This is a genomic window from Rugamonas violacea (assembly GCF_016461825.1).
In the GTDB taxonomy this organism is placed as follows: domain Bacteria; phylum Pseudomonadota; class Gammaproteobacteria; order Burkholderiales; family Burkholderiaceae_D; genus Rugamonas.
Genome location: NZ_JAEMNU010000119.1, coordinates 12,771 through 31,804 on the forward strand (window position 1 = coordinate 12,771; position 19,034 = coordinate 31,804).

Below are 19,034 nucleotides of genomic sequence, written 5' to 3' on the forward strand. Positions count from 1 at the left end.
AGCCAGGATGTTGACGGTGCCAGCCAAGCTCATTCCTCGTCGCCGAACAACGATTTGTCCAGCATGGCCTTGGCCTGTTGCAAAGACTTCACATTGCCACGCTTAATTTCACGTTCACTGAAAGTCAACATGCGAAGCAGGGCGTTTGTTTCTTTGGTTTGGTGATACTCCTCCATACTCACGCAGACAAAAACCGGAACCCCGTTTTGGGTGAATATCAGCGAGTCGGTTTCCTCGGTAAGCTGTCTGGCAACGTCAGACGCGTTGGTCTTCAGGTAGGAAATTGGGTAATAGCGTTTGACATTAGCCATGATGTCCTTAGGGCGGAAGGTGGTCGCATGTTTGGACCCAGTTTTAGCGTATGCACGCCGCTTCGCTGTGTCAATCCCTGTTCCTGCCGCCCAAGCCCAAGCCGGGTACACGCAACAATTTGCCTCAACTTGCCGCCGCAGACCCCGCGCGACCTGATAGTATTTCCTATGTGCATCAGCCCACTATAGGAAGAACCGATGGAAAGTCGTCTTAAACGTCTCGAGGCCGTCCAGACCATGCTGTTGGAGATCGGGCAGAAGTCGAGCAGCTGCACTGAAATCTCCGAATTCCTGCAGGCCGTGCATGCGGCGCTGGGGCGCATCATGTACGCCGCCAACTTCTATGTCGCGCTGAGCGACCAGAGCGCCGACAACACGGTGCGCTTCGTCTACTTCGTCGACGAGATCGACGACGCGCCCGCCGCCGACGAGGTGGTGCAACTGGCCTCGCCGGAGGACTCGCCGACCGCCTGGGTGATCCTCAACCGCCAGCGCCTGGTGATGACGGCGGCCGAGCACATCTCCAAAAAAGACCACGGCAACGCCTTCGGCGTCGGCACCGTGGCCGAGCACTGGATGGGTTGCCCGCTGCTCGACCAGAACCACCAGGCGCTGGGCGCCATCGTCATCCAAAGCTACGACAAGCAGCACACCTTCAACGAGGAAGACCAGGCGCTGTTCGCGCTGATCGCCAACCACGTCTCCAGCGCCCTGCAGGGCCTGCGCAGCATGGACCGGCTGGAGCGCGCCGTGCAGGAACGCACCGCGCTGCTGGCCCACGAGGTGGCCGAGCGGCGCCGCGCCGAGAACATCCAGCGCGCGCTGTACGAGCTGGCCAACCTGTCGGCCACCGCCTCCGACCGCGCCACCCTGTATTCGCAGCTGCACCAGATCATCAGCGGGCTGGTCTCGGCGAAGAACTTCCTGATGGCGCTGTACCACCCGGACACCAAGGAAATCAGCATCCCCTATTTCGTCGACGAGAAGGACGACGTGGCGCCGGTCAAGCGCTTCGAGTACGGCATCGGCATGAGTTCCTACGTGTTGGCGCGCAAGCAGGCCTGCCTGCTCGACGCGGCCAGCTTCAACGCCCTGGTGGCCAGCGGCGACATGCGCGAGCCGCTGGGCGACGTCAGCATGGCCAGCTGGATGGGCGCGCCGATGCTGCTGGGCGACCGCGTCTACGGCGTCATCATCGTGCAGAGCTACGACCCGGCGGTGCTGTACAGCGAGGCCGATCTGGAGATCCTCGCCTTCATGGCCAGCCACGTCGCCGTGGCCATCGCCCGCATGCAGGCCGACCGCGCCATCCGCCGCGCCAAGACCGAGTTGGAGGAGCAGAACGCGGCGCTCAATTCGGCGCTGACGGCGCTGCAGGAGGCGCAGTCCGAGCTGGTGCGGCAGGAGAAGCTGGCCTCGCTGGGCCGCCTGGTGGCCGGCGTGGCGCACGAGATCAACACACCGCTGGGCATCTGCGTCACCGCCACCAGCCACTTGGTGCAGGAGCTCAAGCTGACCAAGGAGGACATGGCGGCCGGCGAATTGAACGAGGACGGCCTGAACCAGTTCTTCGACATCGTCGACCAGACCCTGCGCATCATGACCACCAACACCCAGCGGGCGGCGGCGCTGGTGCGCAGCTTCAAGCAGGTGGCGGTGGACCAGTCGTCGGACGACATCCGCAGCTTCAACCTGCGCACCTATGTCGACGAGGTGCTGCTGTCGTTGCAGCCCAAGTTGAAGGGCAAGCCCATCGTGGTGGAGATCGACTGCCAGGCCGACATCCAGATGGACAGCTTCCCCGGCGCCGTTTCGCAGATCCTCACCAACATGGTGATGAACTCGCTGACCCACGGCTTCGAGGAGGGCGAGGGCGGCAAGATCAAGATCAGCGGCCACCTCGACGGCGACCAGGTGCAGTTCGACTATAGCGACGACGGCGTCGGCATGGACGGCGCCACGCTGGCCCAGTTGTTCGACCCCTTCTTCACCACCAAGCGCGGCTCGGGCGGCAGCGGCCTGGGTGCGCACATCCTCTACAACCTGGCCACCGGGCCGCTGGCCGGCAGCATCAAGGTGGTCAGCGCGCCGGGCATGGGGCTGCACTACAAGCTGCGCTTCCCGCGCACCCGGCGTTCGCCCAAGGGCTGAGCGGTTTGTTCGCGCGCAGGTGCGCGTGCGAACCCCAGGGACGAAAACTGGGGTCAGACCCGGCGGGTCTGACCCCGGCTTTGCGCCGTTGGGTTGGGCCGGCGCAGCGGCGCGCCCGCAATAGCAGCGGCCGGCCTGCCCATCTAAGCGAAATCGACCGGACGCCGCTCGCGCATCGCCTGCGTCATCGCCAGGCCGATGCGGGTGGCCTCGGTGGCGTCGCCCAGGCTGAGCGACAGTTCGCCCCGGCCCAGCGTGGCGTCGACGAACTCCTGCGCTTCGAGCAGGAAGGCGTCGGCGAAGCGGCTGTAGAAGTCCGCCGTGCACTCGTGGCGTATGCCGTGGTTGTCGGCGATCTCGACCCGGTGCAGGCGCGCGCCGGCGCCGATGGTCAAGCGGCCGTGGGCGCCGAACACCTCGGTCAAGGTCTCGTGGCCGTGCGCCATGGTGCGCGAGGCCATGAAGCTGGCCATGCTGCCGTCGGTGAACTCCAGCGTGGCCAGGCCGTTGTCGACGTCGTCGAACTCGCGCAGGCCCTGGTGGATCACGTTGGTGCCGATGGCGTAGACGCGTTTGGGTTGCGGGTTGCCCAACAACCAGCGCACCAGGTCGATGTCGTGCACGCTGCAATCGAGGAAGATGCCGCCGCTGGTGGCGGCGAAGCGCACGAAGAAACCGCCCGGATCGTTCTGGTCCATGGTCTGCGAGCGGATCAAATAGGGCTTGCCGATCAGGCCTTCGCGGATCTTGGCGGCGGCGTCGCGGTAGCTGGCGTCGAAGCGGCGCACGAAGCCGATCATCACCTTCAGATGCGGATGGCGGCGCGCCTCGGCCTCCACCTTCAGACAATCCTCCAGGTCGAGCGACAGCGGCTTCTCGCAGAACACGTGCTTGCCGGCTTGCAGCGCCTGGATGATCTGCTGCGCGTGCAGCGCCGTCGGCGTGACCAGGAACACCGCGTCCAGGCCGGGATGGGCCAGCAGGGCGGCATAGTCGGCGTAGCAGTGCTGCGCGCCCAGCGTGGCGCGGGCCCATTCGAGTTCCGTCTCGACCGGGCTGCACACCGCCGCCAGCGTGGCGTTGGGCACGCGGTGCGCCAGGTTCTCGGCATGGCGCTGGCCCAGGCGGCCCAGGCCGACCACGCCGATGTTCAGGGTTGTGGATGTCATGGCCGGCCCCTTACAGCGTGACGACGCATTTTTCGCGCCACGAGGTGGTCGCGGCCTCGGCCAGTTCCAACGCCTTCAGGCCGTCCTGCACCGTGGTGCGCGGTGGCGTGCCGTTGATCATGGCGTCGAAGAAGTGGGCGATTTCGGCGGCGTAGGCGGCGCGGTAGCGTTCGAGGAAGAAGTTCTCCGGCTTGTCGTGGCTGACGCTGTGCGCCGTGTGCGCGGTCACCTCGGTCGGCTTGTGGTTGCCGGCCTGGAGCATGCCTTCGCTGCCGAGGATCTCGAAGCGCTGGTCGTAACCGTAGGCGGCGCGGCGGCTGGCGTTGATCTGGCACAGCCGGCCGCTGCGGGTGCGGATGGTCACCACCGCCGAGTCGAGGTCGCCGGCCTCGCCGATGGCCGGGTCGACCAGGCAGCTGCCGGTGGCGTAGACGCTGACCGCCTCGTCGTCCAGAATCCAGCGGAAGATGTCGAAGTCGTGGATCAGCATGTCCTTGAAGATGCCGCCGGAGACCTTGATGTAGCTCACCGGCGGCGCGCCCGGGTCGCGGCTGGTCACGGTGAGCACCTCGGGCAGGCCGATCTCGCCGGCCTGCAGGCGCGCCTTGACGGCGGCGAAGGTCGGGTCGAAGCGGCGCTGGAAGCCGATCATGCACAGCACGCCGGCCTTGGCCACGGCGTCGGCGGCGGCGCGGGCGCGTTCCAGCGTCAGGTCGACCGGCTTCTCGCAGAAGATCGCCTTGCCGGCGGCGGCGGCGCGCAGGATCAGGTCGGAATGGGTGTCGGTGCTGGAGGCGATCAGCACCGCCTTGACGGCCGGATCGGCCAGCGCCTGCTCGACGCTGGCCACCGCCGCGCCGTGCTGCCGCGCCAGCGCCTGCGCCGACTCGGCGTGGACGTCGGCCACGTACTTCAAGCGCACGCCGGGTTGGCGCGCCAGGTTTGCTGCGTGAATTTTGCCGATGCGACCGGCGCCGAACAGTGCTGCCTCAATCATCATATCCTCCAGGGTCTTGGGTTTCTTCTATGTCCAACTCGAGTTTGTAGGCCAGCGCGATGAACAGCGCCTGGCACAGGCAAAGGGTGCTGGTGAGCGAGCGGAAGGCGAACGCGCTGCCCTCGGTCACGGTCAAACAGGCGTCGGCGATGCGCGCCAGCGGCGACAGTTTGCTGTCGGTGATGACCAGCAGCTTGGCGCGCTGGTGGTGGCCGACGCGGGCGCAGTACAGCGTCTCTTTGCCGTAGGGCGCGAAGCTGATGGCGATCACCACGTCGCGCTCGCGCACGCTGCGGATCTGCTGGCGGTACATGCCGCCCATGCCGGACACCAGGTGCACGCGCTTGTTGGTGTTCTGCAGCGCGTAGGCGATGTAGGAGGCCACCGGAAAGGCGCGCCGCACGCCGACCACGTAGATGTTGTCGGCCTTCTGCAACAGGCCGACGGCGGCCTCCAACTGGGCGTCGTCCAGGCCCTCGGCAAGCTCGCCCAGGCCGCTGCGGCTGGCGTCGATGAATTCGCGGGTCAGCTCGCCGACGTTGGGTTGGTCGTCGCGCGAGGCGATCAGCTTGCGGATGCGCTGCTGGTAGTTGGGCGCGGCGTTGGCCTGCTCGGTGTAGGCCAGGCGGAACACGTCCTGCATCTCGCTGAAGCCGGTGTAGCCGAAGCGTTGGGCGAAGCGCACGATGGCCGACGGCTGCACGTCGCAGGCGGCGGCGATGTCGCTGATCTTCTCCAGCATCAGGCTGGCCTTGTGCAGCTCCACATACTTGGCGATGACCTTCAACTGGCGCGACAGCGACTCGTACTCGTCGGCGATCTGCTGCATCAGTTGTTCCACCGGGGCGGTGGCCGCCACTTTGGTTTCGGCTGCTTCTGTCATTGCTCACTCCTGGTTTCGATGTGTTCAATTATAGGAGTGCCGGCGAAAAATAGAAACACTTTTCTATTTCAAAATAAATTGAAAAATAAATTGCGTTTACCTTGTTGTTGTTCTAAGCTTGGTTTCAATGCGTGGCGAGTGGAGAGACGCCGCATTGACTGAGCAGCGATCTGAAGGCAATCCAAAAAACTAAAACGGAGACAACATCATGCAAGGTTTCAAGCGTAGGACAGTAGTGGTGACGGCGATGCGCTGCGCGGTGGCGCTGGCGATGGGCCTGGCCGCCGCCGGCAGCCAGGCGGCGGGCGAGAAGTTCGTCCTGGTCAGCCACGCGCCGGACTCGGACTCGTGGTGGAACACCATCAAGAACGCGGTCAAGCAGGCCGGCGAGGACTTCAACGTCACGGTCGACTACCGCAATCCGCCGAACGGCGACCTGGCCGACATGTCGCGCCTGATCGAACAGGCGGCGGCGCGCAACTACGACGGCGTGGTGGCCAGCATCGCCGACTTCAGCGTGCTGCAAAAGCCGCTGGCGCTGGTGGTGGCGAAGAAGATCCCGCTGGTGACGATCAACTCCGGCACGCTGCAGCAGAGCGAGCAGGTGGGCGCGCTGATGCACGTCGGCCAGCCCGAATACGACGCCGGCATGGGCGCCGGCGCCAAGGCCAAGGCGGCCGGCATCAAGTCCTTCGTCTGCGTCAACCACTACGCCACCAACCCCTCCTCGTTCGAGCGCTGCCGCGGCTTCGCCGACGCGCTGGGCGTCGACTACAAGGCCGCCACGCTGGACACCAACGGCATCGACCCGAGCGTCATCGAGAGCAAGGTCAGCGCCTACCTGCGCACCAATCCGGGCACCCAGGCGGTGCTGGCGCTGGGTCCCGACTCGGCCGTGCCGGCGCTGCGCGCGGTGGAGAAAATGGGCCTGAAGGGCAAGCTGTGGTTCGCCACCTTCGACCTGTCGGAGGACATCTCCAAGGGCATCAAGGACGGCAGCATCAAGTTCGCCATCGACCAGCAGCCCTACCTGCAAGGCTACATCCCGATCGCCGTGATGGCCATCATGAAGCAGGACAAGACCACCGACCTGGCCAAGGTGAAGGCCAAGTTGATGGCCAATCCGAAGTTCCAGGCGCGCCTGGCCGAATACGGCCTGACGCCTTCCTACGGCGTGCGCCACATCGGTTCCGGTCCCGGCTACGTCACCCGCGACAACATCGCCAAGGTCGAGAAGTACGCCGGTCAGTATCGTTAATTTCTGAGTCTTGGCCGGTTGTTCGGCGCGCCTTCACCCCAGACGCGAAATCCGGGGTCGGACCCGGCGGGTCCGACCCCAGCTCCACGCCCTTGGGTCAAGCCGGCGCCGCCGGGCCGGCCCGCCTTGCCCGCGCAGGCACAGTAAAAAGGAAGATGTCATCATGAGTGCAGTCAAATCCGGCGCGAGCCCGGCGATGTTCGCCGGCGCGCCCAAAGCAGCAAGCCCCAATCCCCCACCGTCCGCGCCCGGCGCCGGCCCGGCCGCCAACGCCGACGAGCGCGTCGGCCAGGTCAGCTGGATCGGCCGCCTGTTCGGCCGCCCCGAGTTCGCCTCGATTTCCGGCGCCGTGCTGGTGTTCGCCTTCTTCGGCCTGGCCGCCGGCGACTCCGGCATGTTCAACCTGGACGGCATCGTCAACTGGTCGCAGGTCGCCGCCTACCTCGGCCTGATCGCCATCGGCGCCTGCCTGCTGATGATCGCCGGCGAGTTCGATTTGTCGATCGGCTCGATGATCGGCTTCTCCGGCATGATGATCGCCATCCCCTCGGTGTACTTCCACTGGCCGCTGTGGCTGGCGATCTGCTTCGCCTTCGCCGGCTCGATGGCGCTGGGTTGGCTCAACGGCTACCTGGTCATCAAGACCAAGCTGCCGTCCTTCATCGTCACCTTGGCCTTCCTGTTCATCCTGCGCGGCCTGACCCTGGCGCTGTCGATCATGTTCGCCAACCGCACCATCGTCAGCGGCGTCGGCGAGCTGGCGCAGCACGACTGGATGGCCAGCCTTCTGTTCCAGGGCAACGTCGGCGTCGACCTGTTCCGCTGGATGGGCCAGACCGGCTGGATCGCCGTGTTGGACGGCGGCGAGCCGCTGGTCAAGGGCATCCCCAAGGTGATCGTCTGGTGGCTGGCGCTGGCCTTGGGCGGCGGCTTCGTCCTGTCGCGCACCCGCTTCGGCAACTGGATCTTCGCCGTCGGCGGCGACGCCAACGCGGCCAAGAACGTCGGCGTGCCGGTGCGCCTGGTGAAGACCTCGCTGTTCGTGCTGACCGCCTTCTGCGCCTGCCTGTTCGCCACGCTGCAAGTGTGCGACGTCGGCTCGGCCGCCGCCGACCGCGGCATGCAGAAGGAGTTCGAGGCCATCATCGCGGCCGTCATCGGCGGCTCGCTGCTGACCGGCGGCTACGGCTCGGTGGTCGGCGCCTGTTTCGGCGCGCTGATCTTCGGCGTGGTCCAGATCGGCATCACCTACACCAACATCAACTCGGACTGGTTCCGCGTCTTCCTCGGCGTGATGCTGCTGATCGCCGTGCTGTTCAACCGTTATGTGCGCAGCCGCGTCACCGAAGCGAGGTAGGTCATGAGCGAATATATTCTTGCGCTGGAAAATGTCAGCAAACGTTTCGGCTCGGTGATCGCGCTGCGCAACGTGACGATGCGCCTCAAGCAGGGCGAGGTGCACTGCCTGCTGGGCGACAACGGGGCCGGCAAGTCGACCCTGATCAAGACCCTGGCCGGCGTGCACCAGCCGACCGACGGCCAGTACCTGGTCGACGGCCGGCCGGTCAGCTTCGGCTCGCCGCGCGAGGCGCTGGACATGGGCGTGGCCACTGTCTACCAGGACTTGGCGCTGGTGCCGCTGCTGTCGGTGGCGCGCAATTTCTTCATGGGCCGCGAGCCGATGAAGAAGCTGCTCGGCTTCCTGCCGGTGATGGACATGGACTACGCCGCCAATACGGCGCGCGACAAGCTGGCCGAGATGGGCATCATGGTGCGCGACCCGCACCAGGCCATCGGCACCATGTCGGGCGGCGAGAAGCAGTGCCTGGCCATCGCCCGCGCCATCCACTTCGGCGCCCGCGTGCTGATCCTCGACGAGCCGACGGCGGCCTTGGGCGTCAAGCAGTCGTTCAACGTGCTCAAGCTGATCCACAAGGCGCGCGAACGCGGCATTTCGGTGATCTTCATCACCCACAATGTGCACCACGCCTATCCGATCGGCGACTCCTTCACCCTGCTCAATCGCGGCAAGTCGCTCGGCACCTACACCAAGGAGACCGTCAGCAAGGACGAGCTGCTCGACATGATGGCCGGCGGCGCCGAAATGCAGACGCTGATGAGCGAACTCGATGGCGTGACCATCTGATGTACGGCATATAAACACAAGGCGCAACCATGAACAACACTACCCAATTCGCCGCCAACCGCGCGCTCGACCTGATCTGCCTGGGCCGTTTGGCGGTCGACCTGTACGCCCAGCAGATCGGCGCCCGGCTGGAGGACGTCACCAGCTTCGCCAAGTACCTGGGCGGCTCCTCGGCCAACATCGCCTTCGGCAGCGCGCGCCTGGGCCTGCGCTCGGCCATGCTGTCGCGGGTCGGCGACGACCACATGGGCCGCTTCCTCACCGAGACCTTGCGCAACGAGGGCTGCGACACCAGCCACGTTTCGGTCGACCCGGAGCGGCTGACCGCCATGGTCACGCTGGGCCTGAAGGACCGCGACACCTTCCCGCTGATCTTCTACCGCGAGAACTGCGCCGACATGGCGATCCGCGCCGACGATGTCGACGAGGCCTACATCGCGTCGAGCCGCGCGCTGCTCATCACCGGCACCCACTTCTCCAGCGCCGCCATGCACCAGGTGAGCAGCCAGGCGCTGGCCCAGGCCCGCCGCAACAATGTGCGCACCGTGCTCGACATCGACTACCGCCCGGTGCTGTGGGGTTTGTCGCCGCGCGCCGACGGCGCCACCCGCTTCGTCTCCAACGACGGCGTGACCGGCCACTTGCAGGGCATCCTGCCGCTGTTCGACTTGGTGGTCGGCACCGAGGAGGAGTTCATGATCGCCGGCGGCGGCGCCGACATCATCGCCTCGCTGGCGGCGGTGCGCGCCGCCACCCCGGCCACGCTGGTGGTCAAGCGCGGCCCGCTGGGCTGCGCCGTCATCGAGGGCGCGATCCCCGCCAGCCTGGACGCCGCCTTCAACTACCGGGGCGTGCAGGTCGAGGTGATGAACGTGCTCGGCGCCGGCGACGCCTTCCTGGCCGGCTTCCTCAGCCAGTGGCTGCGCGGCGCCGATTACACCGCCTGCTGCCGCAGCGCCAACGCCTGCGGGGCGCTGGTGGTGGCGCGCCACGGCTGCGCGCCGGCGATGCCGACGCCGGCCGAGCTGGACTACTTCCTGGCCAACGCCGCGCGGCTGCAACGGCCCGGCGAGGACGCCCAACTGAATCGTCTGCACCGCGTCACCGCGCGGCGCGCGCAATGGGACGAGCTGTGCGTGTTCGCCTTCGACCACCGCAACCAGTTCTTCGACATGGCGCAGCAGCTCGGCGCCGACGAGCAGCGCGTGCCGCAACTGAAGCAGCTGCTGGTGCGGGCGGTGACGCAGACCGAGGCGGCGCTGCAACTGGCCGGCGGCACCGGCGTGCTGATCGACGACCGCTACGGCGCCGACGCGCTCAACGCCGCCACCGGCCGTGGTTGGTGGATCGGCCGTCCGGTCGAGTTGCCCGGCTCGAATCCGCTGGTGTTCGACTGGGGCCGTTCGATCGGTTCGCACCTGGTCAGCTGGCCCAAGGAACACGTCATCAAATGCCTGGTGCAACTGCACCCTGACGACCAGGTGGAGAACCGTCTGGAGCAGGAAGCCCAGGTCAAGGCGCTGTACGACGTCGCCCAGATCAGCGGCCACGAGCTGCTGCTGGAGGTGATCCCGTCGAAGGCCATGGCGGCCCAGCCGGACACGGTGCTGCGTGCGGTGAAACGGCTGTACAACATCGGTGTCTATCCCGAGTGGTGGAAGCTGGAGCATATGGACGAAAGCCAGTGGCGCGCCATCGACGCGCTGGTGCAGGAACGCGACCCGTACTGCCGGGGTGTCGTGCTGCTCGGCCTGAACGCCACCATCGACGAGCTGGCGGCCAGCTTCCAGGCTTCGCGTCATAGCAGCACTTGCCGTGGTTTCATGGTCGGCCGCACCATCTTCCAGGCGCCGAGCACGCGCTGGTTGGCCGGCCAGATCGACGACGCCGCGCTGATCGCCGAAGTGCGCGCCAATTTCGAAAGCCTGATCCGCATCTGGCGCGAAATCCGCCAAGCGAGCCGCCAGGCGAACCATCAGCAGAACCGTCAGCAGAACATGGAGCGTGCGGCATGAACGCGGCCAAGGGCAAGACCATCCGCCTGACCATGGCGCAGGCGTTGGTGCGCTACCTGGCGGCGTTGCGCGTGGCCACGCCGGACGGCGGCCGGGAGGCGCTGTTCGGCGGCGCCTTCGCCATCTTCGGCCACGGCAACGTGGCCGGACTGGGCGAGGCGTTGTATCAGGAACGCGCCAGCTTCCCCACCTACCGCGCCCACAACGAGCAGGGCATGGCGCACGCCGCCATCGCCTACGCCAAGGCGCATATGCGGCGCCGCATGATGGCGGTGACCACCTCCATCGGCCCCGGCGCCACCAACCTGCTGACGGCGGCCGCGCTGGCCCATGTCAACCGCCTGCCGGTGCTGCTGCTGCCGGGCGACGTGTTCGTCTCGCGCGCGCCCGACCCGGTGTTGCAGCAGTTGGAGGACGGCGGCGACGGCAGCGTTTCCGTCAACGACGCCTTCAAGCCGCTGTCGCGCTACTTCGACCGCATCATCTATCCCGAGCAGTTGTTGACGGCGCTGCCGCGCGCCATCGCCGTGCTGACCGACGCGGCCCAGTGCGGTCCCGTCACGCTGGCGCTGCCGCAGGACGTGCAAACCATGGCCTACGACTACCCGGTCGAATTCTTCAATCCGCCGCTGGTGCGCTTCCGCACCGTGCAGCCGGACCTGGAGGACATGGCGGCGGCGGCCGCGCTGCTGGGCCAGGCGCGCCAGCCGCTGATCGTGGCCGGCGGCGGCGTGCTGTACGGCGAGGCCGGCGCCGCCTTGCGCGCCTTCGCCGAGAAGCACGGCATTCCCGTCGCCGAAACGCAGGCCGGCAAGGGCGCGCTGGCGTGGGACCATCCGCTGCAATTGGGCGCCATCGGCGTGACCGGCTCGCCGGCCGCCAATCTGATGGCCGGCCAGGCCGACCTGGTGCTGGCGGTCGGTACCCGTCTGCAGGATTTCACCACCGGCTCGAACACGCTGTTCGCCTCGGCCAAGCTGGTCAGCCTGAACGTCAACGCCTTCGACGCGCTGAAGCAGCGCGGCCTGCCGGTGCTGAGCGATGCCCGCGTCGGCCTGGAGCTGCTGTCGGCCATGCTGGGCGACTGGCGCGCGGGCGAGGGCTGGACGGCGCGCGCCCAGACCCAGTCCAACGAGTGGCGCGAGACGGTGGACGCGATCACGGCGCGGCGCTTCGTGGCGCTGCCGTATGACGGTGAAGTGATCGGCGCGGTGCAGCGCTCGGCGGCCGATTCGAGCAAGCGCGATATCGTCGTCTGCGCCGCCGGCACCTTGCCGGCCGAGCTGCACAAGCTGTGGCGCACGTCCACGCCGGGCGGCTACCACATGGAGTACGGCTACTCGACCATGGGCTACGAGGTGGCCGGCGGGCTGGGCGTGAAGATGGCCAAGCCGCACGCCGAGGTGATCGTCATGGTCGGCGACGGCAGTTACCTGATGATGAATTCGGAGCTGGCCACCTCGGTCATGCTGGGCAAGAAGCTGATCGTCGTGCTGCTGGATAACCGGGGCTACGGCTGCATCAACCGCCTGCAGCAGGCGGTCGGCGGGGCGCCGTTCAACAATATGTTCGACGACTGTTTGCAGGCCGCTCCCGGCATGCCGCAGATCGACTTCGCGCTGCACGCCCGCTCGCTCGGCGCGCTGGCCGAGAACGTCAAGACCATACCGGAGCTGGAGGCGGCGCTGGCGCGCGCCCGCGCGGCCGACCGCAGCTATCTGGTTTGCATCGACACCGACCCGGCCCGCACCACCAGCGAAGGCGGCTGCTGGTGGGAGGTGGCGGTGCCGGAAGTGTCGCAGCGCGAGCAGGTGCGCCAGGCGCGCAAGACCTATGAACAGGACAAGTCAGCACAAAGGAAAAGCCAATGAACAGCATCAGCAAACCATTCCAGGTCAAGATCGGCATCAACCCGATCTCGTGGATGAACGACGACCTGCCGTCGCTGGGCGGCGAAACGCCGCTGGAGACGGCCTTGAGCGAGGGCGCCGAGATCGGTTATCGCGGCTTCGAGCTGGGCAACAAGTTCCCCAAGGAGCCGGCCGCGCTGCGCGCCGTGCTGGGCAAGTACAACTTGGAGTGCATCTCCGGTTGGTATTCGGGCCGCCTGGCGCACGCCGAGCGCACGGTGGCGCAGGAGATCGAGGCGGTCGGGCCGCACCTGCGCCTGCTGGCCGAGAATGGCGCCACGGTGATGGTCTACGGCGAGGTGGCCGACGCCATCCAGGGCGAGGCGCAGCCGTTGTACAAGCGGCCGCGCTTCACCAGCGCGGCGCAGTGGCAGGCCTATGCCGACAAGATGACGGCCTTCGCCGGCTACACCCTGCAGCACGGCGTGCGACTGTCCTACCACCACCACATGGGCGCCTATGTCGAGTCGCCGGCCGACGTCGACCAGTTGATGGCGCTGACCGGCCCCGAACTGGGCCTGCTGTTCGACAGCGGCCACATGACCTTCGGCGGCGGCGACGCGGTGGCGGTGCTGAAGAAGCACATCGGCCGCGTCTCGCACGTGCACTGCAAGGACGTGCGGCCGGCGGTGACCAAGATGGCGCGCAACGCCAACTGGACCTTTTTGCAATCGGTGATGAACGGCGCCTTCAGCGTGCCGGGCGACGGCTGCATCGACTTCGCCGGCGTGCTGCAACTGCTGTACCAGCACGACTATCGCGGCTGGCTGGTGGTGGAGGCCGAGCAGGACCCGGCCGTGGCGCCGAGCTACCAGTATGCGCGGATGGGCTTCGAGCATTTGCAAAAGCTGGTGCGCGAGATTGAACTGAACGGCGGGCAGGGCGGGGTGGCGGCATGAACCTGCTGGTCAAGGCCGCCCATGACGGCCGCGATATCGTCAGCGTCACGCCGCAGTCGGCCGGCTGGGACTATGTCGGCTTCGCCGCCCACCGGTTGGCGGACGGCCAGGCGTTGTCGCTGCAAACGGGCGGGCGCGAGTACTGCATCGTCGTGCTGTCCGGCGTGGTCAGCGTGATGGCCGGCGAGGACTGCTGGCGCAACATCGGCGGCCGCGCCAGCGTGTTCGACGACAGCGCGCCTTACGCCGTCTACGTCCCCGGCGGCCGCTCGGTGAGCATCCTGGCCAGCGGCGCGGCCGAGGTGGCGCTGTGCAGCGCGCCGGCCGGCGACGCCAGCCTGCCGGCGCGCTTGATCGAGCCGGCCTCGATGAAGCGCTCGGTGCGCGGCAGCGGCAGCAACACGCGCTACGTCTGCGACATCCTGCCGCACACCGAAGCGGCGGCGCATTTGCTGGTGGTCGAGGTGCGCACGCCAAGCGGGCATTCGTCAAGCTATCCGCCGCACAAGCACGACGTCGACAACCTGCCGCTGGAAAGCTCGCTGGAGGAAACCTACTACCACCGCATCGATCCACCGCAAGGCTTCGCCTTCCAGCGCGTCTACACCGACGCGCGCGACATCGACCAGTCGATGGCGGTGGAAAACCACGACGTGGTGATGGTGCCGCGCGGTTACCACCCGGTGGTCATGCCGCACGGTTACCAGGGCTACTACCTGAACGTGATGGCCGGCCGCACGCGCGAATGGCATTTCAAGAACGACCCGGCGCACGAATGGATGATTGAGCGCTGAATTGGGCGACACCCAGAGGCGTGAATCTGGGGTCGGACCCGGCGGGTCCGACCCCGGCTCTCCGCCTTCGGGTGGTTTTTGCCGCCGTTTCCGGCATCCTATTTCAACAGAATTTTTAAGGTTCACACCACCATGTCTACGACTATCCCGAGCATCGGCCACTTCATCGGCGGCCGCCACATCACGCCATCGGAAGGCCGCGCCAGCGACGTCTTCAACCCGGCCGTCGGCGCCGTCACGGCGCGCGTCGCGCTGGCCGACGAGGCCGCGCTGGAGCAGGCCGTCGGCGCCGCCCACGCCGCCTTTCCGGCCTGGGCCGCCACCTCGCCGCTGCGCCGCGCCCGCATCATGTTCAAGTACAAGGAGCTGCTGGAGAAGAACGCCGACCGTCTGGCCCGCCTGATCACCGCCGAACACGGCAAGGTGTTCACCGACGCCAAGGGCGAGGTGCAGCGCGGCATCGAGGTGGTCGAATTCGCCTGCGGCATTCCGCAACTGCTCAAGGGCGAGATCACCGAGCAGGTCGCCAACGGCATCGACGCCTGGACCGTGCGCCAGCCGCTCGGCGTGTGCGCCGGCATCACCCCGTTCAACTTCCCGGTGATGGTGCCGATGTGGATGTTCCCGATGGCGCTGGCCTGCGGTAACACCTTCATCCTCAAGCCGTCCGAGCGCGACCCGTCGGCGGCGCTGCTGCTGGCCGAGCTGCTGCAGGAGGCCGGCCTGCCGGACGGCGTGTTCAACGTGCTGCAAGGCGACAAGCAGGCGGTCGACGGCCTGCTGCGGCATCCCAAGGTGAAGGCGATCAGCTTCGTCGGCTCGACCCCGATCGCCGAATACATCTACGCCACCGGCAGCGCGCGCGGCAAGCGGGTGCAGGCGCTGGGCGGCGCCAAGAACCACATGGTGGTGATGCCGGACGCCGACCTGGAACAGACCGTCGACGCGCTGATGGGCGCGGCCTACGGCTCGGCCGGCGAGCGTTGCATGGCGATCTCGGTGGTGGTGGCGGTGGGCGGCGTGGCCGACCGTCTGGTCGAGGCGCTGGCGCCGCGCGTGCGGGCGCTGAAGATCGCCGAGGGTTCCGACCTGGCCGCCGAAATGGGGCCGCTGGTGACGCGCCAGCACAAGGACAAGATCGTCGACTACATCGGCCAGGGCGTGGCCGCCGGCGCCAAGCTGGTGGTGGACGGGCGCGGCTTTGTGCTGCCAGGTTACGAGCAGGGCTACTTCCTCGGCGGCTCGCTGTTCGACCATGTGACGCCGGAGATGACGGTGTACCGCGACGAGATCTTCGGCCCGGTGCTGTGCGTGGTGCGCGTGGCGGACCTGGCGGCGGCGATCGATCTGGTCAACGCCCACGAATACGGCAACGGCACGGCGATCTTCACGCGCGACGGCAACACGGCGCGCGAGTACGGCTTCCGCATCGAGGTGGGCATGGTCGGCATCAACGTGCCGATCCCGGTGCCGATGGCCTTCCACAGCTTCGGCGGCTGGAAGCGCAGCCTGTTCGGCGACCACCACGCCCACGGCCCGGAGGCGGTGCGTTTTTACACGCGGCAGAAGGCGCTGACCCAGCGCTGGCCGAACAGCGTCGCCGGCGGCGCCGAATTCGCCATGCCGACGCTGAAGTAAGCCGATGCTGAAGTAAGCCGATGCCGAAGTAAGCCGAGGCCAGGCGCCGCTGGCGCCGCCCCCAGCGCCGCCACCCCAATGCGCCGCCGCACCCGTCCCGGGCGCGGCGGCGCTGTCACGTCCGGCCGCCGCGCCGCCGGTACGGCGCGACGGCAACATGGCCAGCCCGCGCGAGGATAGCAGTCATCGAGTTGTTTGTAAATTGGCATGATTGAGTAAAGGGTAACTAGGCATTCCGGGATATTGCGCCCACCCGCCAGCGCGGACAAGAATGTCCTTTGCGAGCCCGCCAACAGCAGCAACGCGGCCAGCGCTATATACTCGATGTTATAGCGCTGTCGCGTCTGCGGACCGACCATCATCTGCGAAAGGAAAGCCATGATCCACGCCCTGACTCCCATGGAAGCGGCCCCATTCCGGCCACCGACCGCGCTCGTGCCGCCGGCCGAGGCGCTGCTGGCCGGCGCCGTCGCGGCGGTGCTGCGCCACGCCCGCGAGGGCAGCCTGCCGCTGTTCGCCCGCACCTTGGGCATGCCGCAGCGGGAGCTGCTGGCCTTGGTCGAGCACTGCCTGCCGGGGCGGCGCGACAACATGCCCATCCCGGCCAGCAAGTACGCCGCGTTGGCCGAGCACGCGCCGGTGGTGTTCCATGAACTGGTCGCGCTGCTGCTGGCCGGCGTCACGCCGGGCGTCGATGGCCGGCAGGCCGGCTGGCTGGCGCGCGCCGTCGCCGCCGCCGGCATGGGGCGGCGTCACCTGTGGCAGGATCTTGGACTGGCGGGGCGGGAGGAGGTGTTGGCGCTGCTGCGCCACTACTTCTTGCCGCTGTACGCGGCCAACACGGACGACATCAAATGGAAGCGGTTTCTGTTCGAGCAGCTGGGCCGGACGCTGGGGCGGCCCGGCCTGCGGCCCCCCGGTTGCGGTTGCTGCGAGCAGGCCGCCGCCTGTTTCGGCAGCGGCCCGGCGGCGCACGCGGCGGCGGACGGCGCCGACTAGTCGGGGAAGCGTTCGTTGATGGCCAGCGCCTTGTCGATGTTCTGGCACAGCAGCTCGACGTAGACCGGGTCGAGGTGGTGGCCGGACACCTCGCGCAGGTGTTCGACGACGCGCTCGATCGGCCAGGCCTCCTTGTAGCAGCGCTTGTGCATCAGCGCGTCGAACACGTCGGCGACGGCGACGATGCGGGCGTACAGGTGGATGTCGTGGCCCTTCAGGCCCTGCGGATAGCCGCTGCCGTCGAATTTTTCGTGGTGCTGGTGGGCGATGACGGCGGCCGCTTTGAGGATCGGCCGCTGCGAGCCGTCGAGGATGGACAGGCCGACGGCCGGGTGCTGTTTCATGATCTCCCATTCGGCGGCGTCGAGCTTGCCCGGCTTGAGCAGCACGGCGTCGGGCGTGGCGATCTTGCCGATGTCGTGCATCGGCGCGGCGTGGCGCAGCACGGCGGTCTCGTCGTCGGGCATGCCGGCGGCCGTGGCCAGCAGGTGGCACACCTCGGACATGCGGCGCACGTGGTTGCCGGCCTCGTTGGAGCGCGACTCGACCACATCGCCCAGGCGCAGGATCAGCTCGGCCTGGGTGTCGGTGATCTCCTGGGTCAGCAGGATGTTGTCGAAGGCGATCGCCACGCCGGAGCAGAACACTTCGAGCAGCTTGGCGTCGATCTCGGAAATCTCCTCGACGCCCTTGAGCACCAGCAGCGAAGCCTTGCCGCTGCTGTTGGGGAAGTAGCCGATGTAGGTGTCGCCCTGCAGGCGCGAGATCTTGTTGCTCTTGGCCGCGTCGAGCTGGGCCAGCACGTCCGGGCTGAGCATGGCGCCGTCGTCGTCGCCGATCTGCGCCAGGATCTCGTAGTCGTTCTCGCCGCTGATGGCGGTGGCGCCGCGCAGGCGCAGCAGCATGCTGTTCTCCAGCCGCAGCAGGGCGACCACCTGCTGCAGCAGGCCGCCGGCGAAGTCCTTCAGATTGCGTTGCTGGAAGATGTGCGCCGAGGCGGCGATCACCCGTTCCAAGCCTTCGCGATAGTTCAGCTGGGCGCGCCTGGCCTCCTCGACCTTCATGATGTCGCGGTAGGCGCGCAGCGCGGCGAAGGTGGTGGTGAACAGCTTGGTGCGGTCGAGCTCGGTCTTTTCCTTGTAGTCGTTGATGTCGTAGTTGACGATCACGCGCTCCTCCGGCGCCTGGCCGGGCTGGCCGGTGCGCAGCACGATGCGGGTGAACTGGTTGTTCAACTCCTCGCGCATCCAGCGCGCCACCTCCAGGCCGCTGTCCTCCTTCTCCATGACCACGTCGAGGAAGACCAGGGCGATGTCGCTCTCGCGCGCCAGCACCTCCTTGGCCTCGGCGCCGCTGTAGGCGTGGACGAAGCTCAGGCTGCGGCCGTCGAGGCGGAAACGGCTCAGCGTCAGCTTGGTGATGTCGTGGATGTCGGGTTCGTCGTCGACTAGCAGGACTTTCCAGGGCGCTAACTTAGGCGAGGCTGAGGACAAAAAAGACATAGGGGCAAGTTCCGCAAAATGGCTCAAAAACGCGATGCTAAGGCGCCGATCGATAGGGGAGGGTACCAAGTGATACAAAGCCGCGTGCGGATGCTGGGCACACGTTTTCGATTGTAGTCCGACCCATGAATATTAACAACAGGCAATAATGTTTCCGTTCCGTCCGAGCCGGAATGGGGCGTGGCGACAACACTCCGCTACCATTTTGGCTAATTTATTTTGCAACATTCGGAGTAGAAGCAACAATACTTCGTTTTTGGAAAGATTACTATCCTCCGCTATAAGATTTTGCCGTGTGGATGCAACAGATGGCGCCTTGTGGCGCGAGGGCGCGGACGCCTGGCACCGCACACCAGACAAAT

At 66.9% G+C, this 19,034-nt stretch carries 15 protein-coding genes; 10 read left to right on the forward strand and 5 right to left on the reverse strand.

What is annotated here, in order from left to right; all coding sequences use genetic code 11:
- Positions 1-29: 29 nt before the first annotated feature.
- A complete protein-coding gene (locus H7U20_RS21200) occupies positions 30-311 on the reverse strand; it encodes a type II toxin-antitoxin system Phd/YefM family antitoxin (protein ID WP_199761134.1) in 282 nt (93 codons plus the stop codon).
- A gap of 198 nt (positions 312-509) precedes the next feature.
- Here H7U20_RS21200 and H7U20_RS21205 point away from each other — a divergent pair, with 198 nt between their 5' ends.
- Positions 510-2,462: a GAF domain-containing sensor histidine kinase gene (locus tag H7U20_RS21205; RefSeq protein WP_199761135.1), complete on the forward strand. Its 1,953-nt coding sequence runs from the start codon at positions 510-512 to the stop codon at positions 2,460-2,462.
- Positions 2,463-2,605: 143 nt separating this feature from the next.
- Here the strand turns inward: H7U20_RS21205 and H7U20_RS21210 are convergent, their stop codons facing one another.
- Genes H7U20_RS21210 through H7U20_RS21220 form a run of 3 tightly spaced genes read right to left on the reverse strand, consistent with a single transcriptional unit; the run spans position 2,606 to position 5,511 of the window.
- The gene (locus H7U20_RS21210) at positions 2,606-3,631 is read right to left on the reverse strand and encodes a Gfo/Idh/MocA family oxidoreductase (RefSeq protein WP_199761136.1); all 1,026 of its coding nucleotides are present in this window, start codon (positions 3,629-3,631) and stop codon (positions 2,606-2,608) included.
- Between the two features lie 10 nt (positions 3,632-3,641).
- Positions 3,642-4,628, reverse strand: a complete 987-nt coding sequence (gene iolG / locus H7U20_RS21215; RefSeq protein ID WP_199761137.1) for an inositol 2-dehydrogenase — start codon at positions 4,626-4,628, stop codon at positions 3,642-3,644.
- Positions 4,621-5,511, reverse strand: a complete 891-nt coding sequence (locus tag H7U20_RS21220) for a MurR/RpiR family transcriptional regulator (protein WP_233410970.1) — start codon at positions 5,509-5,511, stop codon at positions 4,621-4,623. The genes iolG and H7U20_RS21220 overlap by 8 nt, the downstream gene beginning before the upstream one ends.
- A 208-nt stretch (positions 5,512-5,719) precedes the next feature.
- Here H7U20_RS21220 and H7U20_RS21225 point away from each other — a divergent pair, with 208 nt between their 5' ends.
- From H7U20_RS21225 to H7U20_RS21265, 9 genes are all read left to right on the forward strand, one after another.
- Entirely contained in the window at positions 5,720-6,769 is a 1,050-nt protein-coding gene (locus H7U20_RS21225; protein ID WP_199761138.1) for a sugar ABC transporter substrate-binding protein, read from the forward strand.
- 196 nt (positions 6,770-6,965) lie between these two features.
- Positions 6,966-8,126, forward strand: coding sequence for an ABC transporter permease (locus H7U20_RS21230; RefSeq protein ID WP_199761243.1), 1,161 nt, complete (start codon positions 6,966-6,968; stop codon positions 8,124-8,126).
- Between the two features lie 3 nt (positions 8,127-8,129).
- Positions 8,130-8,915 carry an ATP-binding cassette domain-containing protein gene (locus H7U20_RS21235; protein WP_199761139.1) on the forward strand — a complete coding sequence of 262 codons (786 nt, stop codon included), beginning with the start codon at positions 8,130-8,132 and terminating at the stop codon, positions 8,913-8,915.
- Between the two features lie 29 nt (positions 8,916-8,944).
- Positions 8,945-10,930 carry a bifunctional 5-dehydro-2-deoxygluconokinase/5-dehydro-2-deoxyphosphogluconate aldolase gene (locus H7U20_RS21240; protein WP_199761140.1) on the forward strand — a complete coding sequence of 662 codons (1,986 nt, stop codon included), beginning with the start codon at positions 8,945-8,947 and terminating at the stop codon, positions 10,928-10,930.
- Positions 10,927-12,801, forward strand: coding sequence for a 3D-(3,5/4)-trihydroxycyclohexane-1,2-dione acylhydrolase (decyclizing) (iolD, locus tag H7U20_RS21245; protein ID WP_199761141.1), 1,875 nt, complete (start codon positions 10,927-10,929; stop codon positions 12,799-12,801). The genes H7U20_RS21240 and iolD overlap by 4 nt, the downstream gene beginning before the upstream one ends.
- Positions 12,798-13,739, forward strand: a complete 942-nt coding sequence (gene iolE, locus H7U20_RS21250; RefSeq protein WP_199761142.1) for a myo-inosose-2 dehydratase — start codon at positions 12,798-12,800, stop codon at positions 13,737-13,739. The genes iolD and iolE overlap by 4 nt, the downstream gene beginning before the upstream one ends.
- Positions 13,736-14,533, forward strand: coding sequence for a 5-deoxy-glucuronate isomerase (gene iolB / locus H7U20_RS21255; RefSeq protein ID WP_199761143.1), 798 nt, complete (start codon positions 13,736-13,738; stop codon positions 14,531-14,533). Before iolE ends, iolB begins: the two co-directional genes overlap by 4 nt.
- A 132-nt stretch (positions 14,534-14,665) precedes the next feature.
- Entirely contained in the window at positions 14,666-16,171 is a 1,506-nt protein-coding gene (locus H7U20_RS21260) for a CoA-acylating methylmalonate-semialdehyde dehydrogenase (RefSeq protein ID WP_199761144.1), read from the forward strand.
- Positions 16,172-16,549: 378 nt separating this feature from the next.
- Positions 16,550-17,170: a nitrogen fixation protein NifQ gene (locus tag H7U20_RS21265; protein ID WP_199761145.1), complete on the forward strand. Its 621-nt coding sequence runs from the start codon at positions 16,550-16,552 to the stop codon at positions 17,168-17,170.
- Here the strand turns inward: H7U20_RS21265 and H7U20_RS21270 are convergent.
- On the reverse strand, positions 17,167-18,672 hold the full coding sequence (locus tag H7U20_RS21270; protein WP_199761146.1) for a response regulator: 1,506 nt from the start codon (positions 18,670-18,672) through the stop codon (positions 17,167-17,169). The genes H7U20_RS21265 and H7U20_RS21270 overlap by 4 nt on opposite strands.
- Positions 18,673-19,034 lie beyond the last annotated feature (362 nt).

What these genes read in the sequence shown, in the direction of transcription:
- H7U20_RS21200 (WP_199761134.1), bottom strand. Translation starts at nt 311, where the DNA reads ATGGCTAATGTCAAACGCTATTACCCAATTTCCTACCTGAAGACCAAC.
- H7U20_RS21205 (WP_199761135.1), top strand. Translation starts at nt 510, where the DNA reads ATGGAAAGTCGTCTTAAACGTCTCGAGGCCGTCCAGACCATGCTGTTG.
- H7U20_RS21210 (WP_199761136.1), bottom strand. Translation starts at nt 3,631, where the DNA reads ATGACATCCACAACCCTGAACATCGGCGTGGTCGGCCTGGGCCGCCTG.
- iolG (WP_199761137.1), bottom strand. Translation starts at nt 4,628, where the DNA reads ATGATTGAGGCAGCACTGTTCGGCGCCGGTCGCATCGGCAAAATTCAC.
- H7U20_RS21220 (WP_233410970.1), bottom strand. Translation starts at nt 5,511, where the DNA reads ATGACAGAAGCAGCCGAAACCAAAGTGGCGGCCACCGCCCCGGTGGAA.
- H7U20_RS21225 (WP_199761138.1), top strand. Translation starts at nt 5,720, where the DNA reads ATGCAAGGTTTCAAGCGTAGGACAGTAGTGGTGACGGCGATGCGCTGC.
- H7U20_RS21230 (WP_199761243.1), top strand. Translation starts at nt 6,966, where the DNA reads ATGTTCGCCGGCGCGCCCAAAGCAGCAAGCCCCAATCCCCCACCGTCC.
- H7U20_RS21235 (WP_199761139.1), top strand. Translation starts at nt 8,130, where the DNA reads ATGAGCGAATATATTCTTGCGCTGGAAAATGTCAGCAAACGTTTCGGC.
- H7U20_RS21240 (WP_199761140.1), top strand. Translation starts at nt 8,945, where the DNA reads ATGAACAACACTACCCAATTCGCCGCCAACCGCGCGCTCGACCTGATC.
- iolD (WP_199761141.1), top strand. Translation starts at nt 10,927, where the DNA reads ATGAACGCGGCCAAGGGCAAGACCATCCGCCTGACCATGGCGCAGGCG.
- iolE (WP_199761142.1), top strand. Translation starts at nt 12,798, where the DNA reads ATGAACAGCATCAGCAAACCATTCCAGGTCAAGATCGGCATCAACCCG.
- iolB (WP_199761143.1), top strand. Translation starts at nt 13,736, where the DNA reads ATGAACCTGCTGGTCAAGGCCGCCCATGACGGCCGCGATATCGTCAGC.
- H7U20_RS21260 (WP_199761144.1), top strand. Translation starts at nt 14,666, where the DNA reads ATGTCTACGACTATCCCGAGCATCGGCCACTTCATCGGCGGCCGCCAC.
- H7U20_RS21265 (WP_199761145.1), top strand. Translation starts at nt 16,550, where the DNA reads ATGATCCACGCCCTGACTCCCATGGAAGCGGCCCCATTCCGGCCACCG.
- H7U20_RS21270 (WP_199761146.1), bottom strand. Translation starts at nt 18,672, where the DNA reads ATGTCTTTTTTGTCCTCAGCCTCGCCTAAGTTAGCGCCCTGGAAAGTC.